The 7,220-nt window shown below is 72.7% G+C and carries 7 protein-coding genes, 1 tRNA gene and 1 riboswitch; of the genes, 4 read left to right on the top strand and 4 right to left on the bottom strand.

Going from position 1 to position 7,220, the window contains the following annotated elements:
• Positions 1–395: 395 nt before the first annotated feature.
• On the bottom strand, positions 396–698 hold the full coding sequence (locus CTZ28_RS46740; RefSeq protein WP_147481297.1) for a hypothetical protein: 303 nt from the start codon (positions 696–698) through the stop codon (positions 396–398).
• A 255-nt stretch (positions 699–953) separates the two neighbouring features.
• Positions 954–1,640: a TetR/AcrR family transcriptional regulator gene (locus CTZ28_RS45240; protein WP_121895724.1), complete on the bottom strand. Its 687-nt coding sequence runs from the start codon at positions 1,638–1,640 to the stop codon at positions 954–956.
• A 149-nt stretch (positions 1,641–1,789) separates the two neighbouring features.
• Between CTZ28_RS45240 and CTZ28_RS45235 the strand changes: the two genes are divergently transcribed.
• Positions 1,790–2,446 carry an NADPH-dependent FMN reductase gene (locus CTZ28_RS45235; protein WP_121895722.1) on the top strand — a complete coding sequence of 219 codons (657 nt, stop codon included), beginning with the start codon at positions 1,790–1,792 and terminating at the stop codon, positions 2,444–2,446.
• A 445-nt stretch (positions 2,447–2,891) separates the two neighbouring features.
• Here CTZ28_RS45235 and CTZ28_RS45230 read toward each other — a convergent pair whose 3' ends face one another.
• Entirely contained in the window at positions 2,892–3,527 is a 636-nt protein-coding gene (locus tag CTZ28_RS45230) for a GTP cyclohydrolase II (protein WP_121895720.1), read from the bottom strand.
• Between the two features lie 176 nt (positions 3,528–3,703).
• Complete coding sequence (locus CTZ28_RS45225) at positions 3,704–4,219, bottom strand: MarR family winged helix-turn-helix transcriptional regulator (RefSeq protein ID WP_121895718.1); 516 nt, start codon at positions 4,217–4,219, stop codon at positions 3,704–3,706.
• Positions 4,220–4,358: 139 nt separating this feature from the next.
• Between CTZ28_RS45225 and CTZ28_RS45220 the strand changes: the two genes are divergently transcribed.
• From CTZ28_RS45220 to CTZ28_RS45210, 3 genes are all read left to right on the top strand, one after another.
• On the top strand, positions 4,359–5,489 hold the full coding sequence (locus CTZ28_RS45220; RefSeq protein ID WP_121895716.1) for a dihydrofolate reductase family protein: 1,131 nt from the start codon (positions 4,359–4,361) through the stop codon (positions 5,487–5,489).
• A gap of 105 nt (positions 5,490–5,594) precedes the next feature.
• Positions 5,595–5,668: transfer RNA gene (locus CTZ28_RS45215), tRNA-Met, on the top strand.
• A 318-nt stretch (positions 5,669–5,986) separates the two neighbouring features.
• A riboswitch (cyclic di-AMP (ydaO/yuaA leader) is annotated at positions 5,987–6,144 on the top strand.
• A 9-nt stretch (positions 6,145–6,153) separates the two neighbouring features.
• Complete coding sequence (locus CTZ28_RS45210; protein ID WP_121895714.1) at positions 6,154–7,194, top strand: M23 family metallopeptidase; 1,041 nt, start codon at positions 6,154–6,156, stop codon at positions 7,192–7,194.
• Positions 7,195–7,220 lie beyond the last annotated feature (26 nt).

Below are 7,220 nucleotides of genomic sequence, written 5' to 3'. Positions count from 1 at the left end.
CAACTCCTGCGTGCCGACCGAGGTTCCCCCGGTCCCGGTCATCGACCCGGCCATCGGTGGCGCGGCCGCCGCGGCCGCCCTCGGCGGCTTCCTCCTGATCCGCCGCCGCCGTAACGCCGGAGCCGCCATGTAACAAGCCACCAACTCTCTCTGGCAATGGAACGACCGGTCCTTCCCCGACCCACCACGGGGAGGGACCGGTCGTTTGCTGCGCCGTACCCGAGTCGTTGTCCACGTCCCGGCAGTCCTCGCCCGGCCTGCTGCTGAAGGTCCAGCAGGCCACCCGGCGCCGCATCACCGCGGGCCGCGACGGCATCCACGGCCGGGACGCCGACACCCGCGAAGCGAACTTCCTCGGCCTGCGGGTGCCCACCGGCTGTGGGACGACCAGGGCGTCATCGAGTACGGCGAATGGTGCCTGCTCGGATGCGGGTCGCGTGATCGGCGACGTCCTTGCCGACGTCGGAGAGCCTGGTGACGATGCCGTCGAGCTTGGTCTCTACTCGGGGCAGTCGGTGACGGTGAAGCCGTGCCGGGCGGCGAGGCGCTTCAGGCTGGCCTTGCCGACGTAGCCGCCCCCCCGCGGGGGAGCGCTGCCAGCGGGCGTAGGCGTCGATCGTCTTGGTGCCGAACGACCCGTACACGAAGGTCGACGTGAGCAGGCCCTCGGCCTTCAGTGCTTTTTCCACGGTGAGCACTTCGGCCTTGTGCGTGGTGTGGCCCTGCGCGGCCGGCGGGTCGTGCCGGGCCGGGTGCGCCAGCAGTCGACCTCGACGACGGTGACGCCCTCGGCCTTGAGCGCGGCAGCGAACTGCACGACGGCCTCGACACCGTCGGCGTCCGGGTTGTCGGGTACGGCCCTGATCTCGAAGGGGACCGTGTATTGGCCGACCGTGCCATGAACGAGATGTTGTTGCCGCCGTTGATCGTGTGCGCTCGCGCGAACGCCCCCGTCAGCCGGCCCCGTACGCCCGCAAGAATGCCCCCACCCCGCCCCGGATCAGCCGTTCCATTTGGTGGGCGGGTAGGGGGCGTACACCGTAGTGGGAGAGCTGGACGATCGAGTGGGAGATCAGGGCCTTGAAGTGGGCGCCCGCCAGGTCCGCGTCTCCGTGGACGTCGATCAGGCCCGCCTCGGCGAGGGCCGCCATCGCATCGGTCAGGGCGCGCCCGACCGGCACCGGGCCCGCCTCCTGCCAGGCCGCCAGGACCTCGGGGGGTACGTGGTCGGCCTCGGCGTGGATGTGCCGGACCAGGGCGAAGTGGTTGGGGTACTCGGTCATGAGGCCGACGAAGCCGCGGGCCAGCGCGACCAGGTCGCGTTCCAGATCCTCCGGGCGGGGCGGGCGCTCCGGGTTCAACAGGGCGTGCAGGCAGTCGAGTTGGGCGTCCCGTACCTCGGCCGAGGTCCAGGTGACGACCGTGCGGAACAGGGCCGCCTTGCCGCCGGGGAAGTGGTTGTAGAGCGTCCGCGTGGAGACCCCGGCCGCCGCCGCCAGCGTGTCGATCGAGGCGCGGGCGTAACCCTCGCGGCCGAAGACCGTGCAGGACGCGCTCGCGATGGCGATCTGCTTCGCCAGTTGCCGCGGCGGGACCTCGCGCCGTGCCTGTTCCATCCGGGCCTCGTTGCTGCTGCCCACGCGCGCCTCCTCGGGGGTGGATGCGGGTACGGCCGACGGTGTGCGCCCACCGAAGTACAACGAGCGTTGTAGTTTTACAACGCTCGTTGTACTTTACCGGAACGGGGCCCGGACCGGGCCTCCGGCCGGCCATGAAGAGGGGGACATCCATGCCCACGTCCGCGACCGAAGCCGCGACCGAAGCTGCGACCGAAGCCGCCCGGCAGCCCGCCGCCGACGACCCGCCGCTCCGCCTCGCCGTCCTCGTCGGCAGCGTCCGCGAGGGACGTCAGGGCCGGGCCGTCGCCGACTGGTTCACCGGTGCCGCTGCCGCTGACACCGGGTTCGAACTCGACGTCATCGACCTCGCGGACGTACGCCTGCCGCTGGTCATGCCCGGCTGGGGCGGCACGCCGAGCGAGGAGGCCGTCGCCGCCCTGGCGGACGTCTCACCGCGCCTGGCCGCCGCCGACGCCTTCGTCGTCGTCACCCCCGAGTACAACCACAGCTTCCCGGCCGCGCTGAAGAACGTCATCGACTGGCACCACGCGCAGTGGCAGGCCAAGCCGGTCGGCTTCGTGTCGTACGGCGGCCTCGGCGGCGGCCTGCGCGCCGTCGAGCAGTTGCGGCTGGTCTTCGCCGAGTTGCACGCCGTGACGGTGCGCGACTCGGTCAGCCTGCACGGGCCGTGGTCGGGGCTCGGCGAGGACGGCGCGCCCCGCGACGCGGCCGTGTGCGCGGGCGCCGCCAAGGGCATGCTCGGCCAACTCTCCTGGTGGGGGCGGGCGTTGCGGACGGCCCGTGCCGACCGGCCCTACGCGGGCTGACGGCGGGCCCGGCAGGACAGCGCCGAAGACCGGTCGCGCGCCCTCCCGGGCGACCTCGGCCGACGCGTTCGACGGCACCGCGCGCCACCGCGTCGTCACCGTCGTGATCACCGGCTCCGTGATGTCGGTGCTCGGTGCTCGGTGCTCGACATCCGTGGCCGGCTCGGACAAGCCATGGCTCTGCGGCGACCCGCGAACTGCCCAAGGACCGCGTGGCCTCGGCGAGCACGGCTCTGAGCATCGACGCGCAACTGTGGGCGTCCGTGGGGACGGCGCTGCTCACGGTGGTGCTGGGGGTCACGGGCCCGGCACCGGACCCGGCGGGATTCCGCGTCGCCCACGCCGTCGCGGCGGCCCCGCTTGCCCTGGCCCCGCTCGCCCTGGCCCTGCCGCCCGCGCCGCTGCTCCCGGCCCGTTCGGCGTGGTCCGTGATCGTGGGGCCGGGTCAGCCGGCGTTGCGTTCCGTCAGTTCGCCCAGCGGCAGCGTGTGCTGGGTCTGGAGTACCTTCGCCCGCAGATAGCGGACGTTGTGGGCGGTGGTGAACACGCCGGTCGGCACCCGCTCGCGGACGCCGACGCCCAGCGTCCGCAACTGCTCCGCCTTGTCGGGGTTGTTGGACAGCAGGTCCAATTCCTCGATGCCGAGGGCGCGCAGCATCTGGGCGGCGGCCGTGTAGTCGCGGGCGTCCTCGGGCAGGCCGAGCGCGGCGTTGGCCTCGTACGTGTCCAGGCCCTGGTCCTGAAGGGCGTACGCGTCGAGCTTGTTGTAGAGGCCGATGCCGCGGCCCTCCTGGCGGAGGTAGAGCAGGACGCCGCCGCGGCCGGCGATGCGTTCGACCGCCTCGCGCAGCTGGGGGCCGCAGTCGCAGCGGGCCGAGCCGAAGACGTCGCCGGTCAGGCACTCGGAGTGCAGCCGGACCAGCGGGACGGGGCCGGGGTCGCCGAGGACGACGGCGAGGTGCTCCCGGCCGTCCGCGAGGCCGTGGAAGGTGACGAGGTCGGCGTCGACGGCGTATCCGTCGGGGAAGCGCAGCGGTACCCGGACGCGGGCGCGCGGTGTGGCGACGGGGGTGTCGGGCATGCGGGTTCTCCGGGTCCGGTGGACGCATCTGCTTCAGTTTTGAAGCAGATCTACGGCTGGCGAGCCTACTCCCTGCTTTAAATTTGAAGCAACAGGGTTGGGTCGGGGTGGTGAAGACGGCAGGGACTCGAAGAGGGCGAGGTCACAAGCCGGGCGGGGCTACGGGTGGGGCGCGGTCACGAACAGGAGGGCGCCGACCGGCGCCGCCAGGGCAGGTCCTCGGACGCGGGGCGCGCCCCGTCCCCGTGGAGCGCCCGCGCGATCACCGTGGAGATCTCCTCCAGCTGCCCCACCTGCTCCTCGCTGAGGTGGTCGAAGACGGCGGCGCGCACCGTCTCGACATGCCCGGGGGCCGTGCGCTCCAGGACCGCCACCCCCGCCTCCGTCAGCGCGGCGATGCTGCCGCGCCGGTCCGACGGGCACCCCTCGCGCCGGACCAGGCCGTCCTTCTCCAGCCGGGTCACCGCGTACGTCAGCCGGCTGCGGGTGATCTTCGACCGCTCGGCCAGGTCGGTCATCCGCAGCCGGTGCTCGGGCGCATCGGAGAGGTTGGCGAGGATGGAGTAGTACAGGTGCGGCATGCCGGCGTCCTGCTGGAGCTGCCGGTCGATCGCGTCCTCCAGCAGCAGGGAGGCCGCGAGGTACGCGCGCCAGGCGCGCTGCTCCTCGGGGGTGAGCCAGCGGGTCGTCATGCGGCCAGTGTAAGTTTGTTTCAAACTTGAACCAAGCCCGCCCGGGGCAAGCCCGCCCGGGGCAAGCCCGCCCGGGGCAAGCCCGCCCCACCGGGCCCGCCCGAACCGACCCCGCCCGTCTCCACGCTGGAGCACGCCGATGCCCTTCCCGTACGTCCTGCTGTCCGCCGCCGTCTCCCTCGACGGCTTCCTGGACGACACCGGCCCCGAGCGGCTGCTCCTGTCCGGCCCCGCCGACTTCGACCGGGTCGACGCGGTGCGGGCGTCCGTCGACGCGATCCTGATCGGCGCGGGCACGATCCGCGCCGACAACCCGCGGCTCCTGGTCAACGCGGCCGAGCGGCGCGCGGCCCGGGTCGCCGCCGGCCGGCCGGAGTACCCGCTCAAGGTCGCCGTCAGCGGCTCGGGCGATCTGGACCCGGACGCGCGGTTCTGGCACACCGGTGGCGAGAAGGTCCTCTACACGACGGACGAGGGCGCCGAGCGGGCGCGGCGGGCCGGCGTCGCGGCCGACGTCGTCCCGCTGGGCCCCGGCCTCGACTGGCCGGCGCTCCTCTCCCACCTGTACGAGGCGCGTGGCGTGCGGCGCCTGATGGTCGAGGGTGGCGGGACCGTCCACTCGCAACTGCTCCGGCAGGGCCTCGCCGACGAACTCCAGCTCGTCGTCGCCCCGTTGCTCGTCGGGGATCCGGGGGCGCCGCGGCTGTTCGGGCCGGGGGAGTACCAGCGCGGGCGGCTGCGGCTCCTGGAGACCCGGCGGATCGAGGACGTGGTCCTGATGCGGTACGAGCCGACCGCCCCCGGGAGCGGCCCGACGGCCGTCGCCGCGGACCGGCACTGGCTGCGGATCGCCTGCGAGCTGGCGGTGCGGTGCCCGCCCTCGCGGACGGCGTTCAGCGTGGGCGCCGTCGTGGTGGCCGCGGACGGTACGGAGCTGGCGCGCGGATTCTCGCGGGAGGCGGGCGACCCCGTGGTCCACGCGGAGGAGGCCGCGCTCGCCAAGATCGACCCGGCGGATCCGCGGCTGGCCGCGGCCACGGTCTACAGCAGCCTGGAGCCGTGTGCCCGGCGGGCCTCGCGCCCCGCGCCCTGTGCGCGGCTGATCCTGGACGCGGGGGTGCGACGGGTGGTCACGGCCTGGCGGGAGCCGGACACGTTCGTCGCGGGGGCCGACGGAAGCGGGCTGCTGACGGCCGCGGGGGCCGACGTCGTCGTCCTGCCCGAGTACGGGGCGGAGGCCCGGGAACCGAACCGTCATCTGCTCGGCTGAGGCGCGGCCCCGCGCGGTCCGGCTCAGGAGACGCGTCCGCCGGACGGGGCGGTTGTTGTCCGTGTGCTTGCTGTCCCGCGCATGGCGTACACTGGTGAACACCGACGCGGGGTGGAGCAGCTCGGTAGCTCGCTGGGCTCATAACCCAGAGGTCGCAGGTTCAAATCCTGTCCCCGCTACTGAAGGCTCAGGGCCGGAATCCAGTTACTGGATTCCGGCCCTGAGTGTTTTCCGGCGCGGAGGGCGTCTTGACCATTGTCACGAGCAGTGATCGGACGACCGCCCTCCGCATAACAACTGAAACACCGTCACCTCCGGTGGGTTTTCCGACTTTCCCCGCGAGGGTGGTCAACTCGCCCGGTTTTCGCCGGTCCTGGGCCGTAAGTCCGCGCCGGATTCCGTTAATGATCAAGCGGAACGGCTTGGAATCTGCCCACCGGGTCTATTAACGTTCGATAACGCAGCGCGGTCGTCCCAGCCGTCACAAGAGGCGGCTCCGTGCGCACGCGCCGAATCCCGCAAGGGAACCGGGGAACCACCACCTTGGGGTGAATCACGCGGACGCCACCGTGGAGACACGGCTGGTATACGCGCGTAGGAGACCTTCCTGCTCCGAACCCGTCAGCTAACCCGGTAGGCGGAGGAAGGAAAGGAGCACGCCCGAGTGGCGTCCAACCGGCCTGTCCCAGAAGCCCCGTTCGCGCCGAGCCAGTACGGCACCGAGACCTTCGGCTACGGCACCTACCGCACCGACGAGGGCCCCTGGGAGGAGTGGAACCCCACCGAGGACTCCATCCGCCCGATACGTGGCCGGCATCGCGTCTCCAAGCAGCGCGGCGGCGGACTCGCCCGCAGCTCCACGGTTCTCGGCGTCGGCGTCATCGCCGCCGTCGGCGCGGGCGGCATGGCCAGCGCCAACACCGGCAAGCCGCCGGTCTCCATCTCCATGCCCGACCTGCCCTCCGTCGGCTCCCTGCTCGGCGACGGCGCGGGCACCGAGGCACCCAAGGGCTCGGCGACCGCCCTGAGCAGCGTCGGCGTGACCGAGGCCGACAGCGCCGAGGGCACCACCGACGCCGGCGAGGCGCTGCGCAACCGCATCATGGCCCAGGCCGAGCAGCAGCAGGGCCAGGCCGAGACCAGGGCCGTCGCCGCGGCCGTGTCCGCCGCCGACAAGGAGGTCGCCGACGCGGCGGCCAAGGCGGAGAAGGAGGCCGCGGCCCGGGCCGCCGCCGCCCAGGAGAAGGCGGAGGCCGCCGCAAAGAAGAAGGCCGAGGAGGAGCGGCTGGCCGCGCTGGCCAGGCAGTACGCCCTGCCGACCTCCTCGTACACGGTCACCGGCACCTTCGGTCAGGCCGGCTCCATGTGGTCCTCCGGGTACCACACCGGCCTCGACTTCGCCGCCCCCACGGGCACGCTGATCAAGGCCGTCCACACCGGCACGATCACCGAGGCGGGCTGGGCCGGCTCCTACGGCTACCGCACGATCCTCACCCTCGACGACGGCACCGAGGTGTGGTTCTGCCACCAGTCGTCGATCAGCGTCAGCGTCGGGCAGAAGGTCAGCACCGGCGACGTCATCGGCCGCGTGGGCGCCACGGGCAACGTCACCGGCCCGCACCTCCACCTGGAGGTCCACCCCGGCGGCCAGTCCAGCGGCATCGACCCGATGGCCTGGCTGCGCAGCAAGGGCCTCAACCCCTGACACACCCCCCGGCACATCCCCTGTTC

The organism is Streptomyces shenzhenensis, assembly GCF_003688995.1.
Classification (GTDB): Bacteria; Actinomycetota; Actinomycetes; order Streptomycetales; family Streptomycetaceae; genus Streptomyces; species Streptomyces shenzhenensis_A.
This window is presented reverse-complemented; position numbering and strand designations above follow the sequence as displayed.

Bases quoted from the DNA above. Each gene is read 5' to 3' on its own strand.
- CTZ28_RS45230 (WP_121895720.1), bottom strand. From the start codon at position 3,527: ATGCCCGACACCCCCGTCGCCACACCGCGCGCCCGCGTCCGGGTACCG.
- CTZ28_RS45225 (WP_121895718.1), bottom strand. From the start codon at position 4,219: ATGACGACCCGCTGGCTCACCCCCGAGGAGCAGCGCGCCTGGCGCGCG.
- CTZ28_RS45235 (WP_121895722.1), top strand. From the start codon at position 1,790: ATGCCCACGTCCGCGACCGAAGCCGCGACCGAAGCTGCGACCGAAGCC.
- CTZ28_RS45220 (WP_121895716.1), top strand. From the start codon at position 4,359: ATGCCCTTCCCGTACGTCCTGCTGTCCGCCGCCGTCTCCCTCGACGGC.